General features: G+C 68.4%; 3 protein-coding genes. 2 read left to right on the top strand and 1 reads right to left on the bottom strand.

Annotation, left to right across the window (positions count from 1 at the left end; genetic code table 11):
- Nucleotides 1–440: aminotransferase class III-fold pyridoxal phosphate-dependent enzyme (locus AC1DU6_RS29905; RefSeq protein ID WP_477861660.1), on the bottom strand; the 440-nt coding region annotated here is incomplete at its 3' end.
- Nucleotides 441–510: 70 nt separating this feature from the next.
- Between AC1DU6_RS29905 and AC1DU6_RS29900 the strand changes: the two genes are divergently transcribed.
- Nucleotides 511–1,449 carry a LysR family transcriptional regulator gene (locus AC1DU6_RS29900; protein ID WP_477861658.1) on the top strand — a complete coding sequence of 313 codons (939 nt, stop codon included), beginning with the start codon at nucleotides 511–513 and terminating at the stop codon, nucleotides 1,447–1,449.
- 70 nt (nucleotides 1,450–1,519) lie between these two features.
- Nucleotides 1,520–1,770: aldo/keto reductase (locus tag AC1DU6_RS29895; RefSeq protein WP_477861657.1), on the top strand; the 251-nt coding region annotated here is incomplete at its 3' end.

The following is a 1,770-nucleotide window of genomic DNA, read 5'->3' as shown; positions in this document are numbered from 1 at the left end:
CCCTTGGCGCGGCCGATCAGCCGCGTCTTGCCGGCCTGGCCCTTGGCGCGCCAGTAGGCCCGCGCCATTTTCAGCGCCGTGTCGGCCGACTCCGAGCCCGAGCCGGTGAAGAACACGCGGTTCAGCCCCGCAGGCATCTTCTCGACGATCTTGTTGGCCAGCTCGAAGGACAGCGGGTGGCCGAACTGGAAGGCCGGCGAGTAGTCCAGCTCGCGCGCCTGGCGGCTGACGGCGTCGACGATCTCCGTTCGCCCGTGGCCCAGGCCTGTGCACCACAGGCCCGACAGGCCGTCGAAGATCTGCCGGCCGTCGTCGGTCCGATAGTAGGCGCCGGCGGCGCCGGTCAGGATGCGGGGGTTGGCCTTGAACTGCCGGTTGCCGGTGAAGGGCATCCAGTGGGCGTCCATCCATCCTGCGGGTCGGTCGGCGGTCTGAGTCATGGCTGCTCGTGCGAGTGGTTTGCGCCGCATCGTGCCCGGGCCAATGCTTGTAGACAATGACAACATCGCCATGTCTACTTGCCGCCAGATGAAACCAAACGACGCGCGTCTTCCCGGCCAGATTGCAGACGTCGACCTGCGCCTGCTCAGGGTCTTCAAAGCCGTCKTCGAATGCGGCGGCATGGCGGCGGCGGAGCTGGAGCTCAACGTCGGCATGCCGACCATCAGCCGGCAGATCAAGGACCTGGAGGAGCGCCTCGGCCTCGTGCTGTGCCGCCGCGGCCGCGCCGGGTTTGCGCTGACGGCCGAGGGCGCCGAGCTCTACGCGGCGGCGCTGCAACTGCTGTCCGCCACCACCGACTTCCGCGCCCGATTGGAAGAGATCCACCACCAGATCGGCGGCGAGCTGCACCTGGCGCTGTTCGAGAAGACCGTCAGCAACCCCGCCTGCCACATCGACCGCGCGCTGGCGCAGTTCAACGAGACGGCRCCGGGCGTGAAGCTGCACATCCATGTCGGCACCATCACGGACATCGAGCAGGGCGTACTGTCGGGTCAGTTCCAGGTCGGCGTCATCCCGGAGCATCGAAGGTCGGAGAGCCTGGCCTACCGGCCGCTGTTCGGCGAGCAGATGCACCTCTACGCCGGCAGCAGCCACCCCTGGTTCAAGGCCGACCACCGCTGGAGCTGGGCGGACCTGAGAGGCCAGCAACTGGCGGGCCTGGGCTACCACTCGCCCAACCTGGTGCTGACGCACCGACAAAAGCTGGAGCGTGCGGCCACGGCGTCCGACCAGGAAGGCGTCGCCACACTGATCCTGACCGGCTGCTTCGTTGGCTTCCTGCCCGACCACTACGCCCATCCCTTTGTCGACGCCGGCCGCCTGCGCGCCGTGTCCGTCGATGAGCTGAGGTATGACTGCAGCTTCGCCTGCATCTACCGCCACGACCCCGCGCCCACCCGGGCCGCGGCGACGCTCGTGCAGGCGCTCGAAGCAGCGCACGCCTGAGGAAGCGGCGACTACCATCCCGCTCCTGCCTTCACCGCCATCTTCAGCGGCCTCGCGCCCTCCATCTCGCATGAGCCACACGCCCGATTCCTCGCGATACGACCGCCAACCCTATCGCCGCAGCGGGCGCAGCGGTTTGCTGCTGCCGACCTTGTCGCTCGGCCTGTGGCACAACTTCGGCGACGTCGACCGTTACGACAACGCCCGCACGATGCTGCTGGGCGCCTTCGACCGCGGCATCACCCACTTCGACCTCGCCAACAACTACGGCCCGCCGCCGGGCTCGGCCGAGCTGACCATGGGCCGCGTGCTGCGCGAGGA

The sequence above is a fragment of the Roseateles sp. P5_B10 genome, assembly GCF_056400485.1.
Note: the sequence above shows the minus strand (reverse complement) of the source record. Positions and strands in the feature narration are given on the sequence as shown.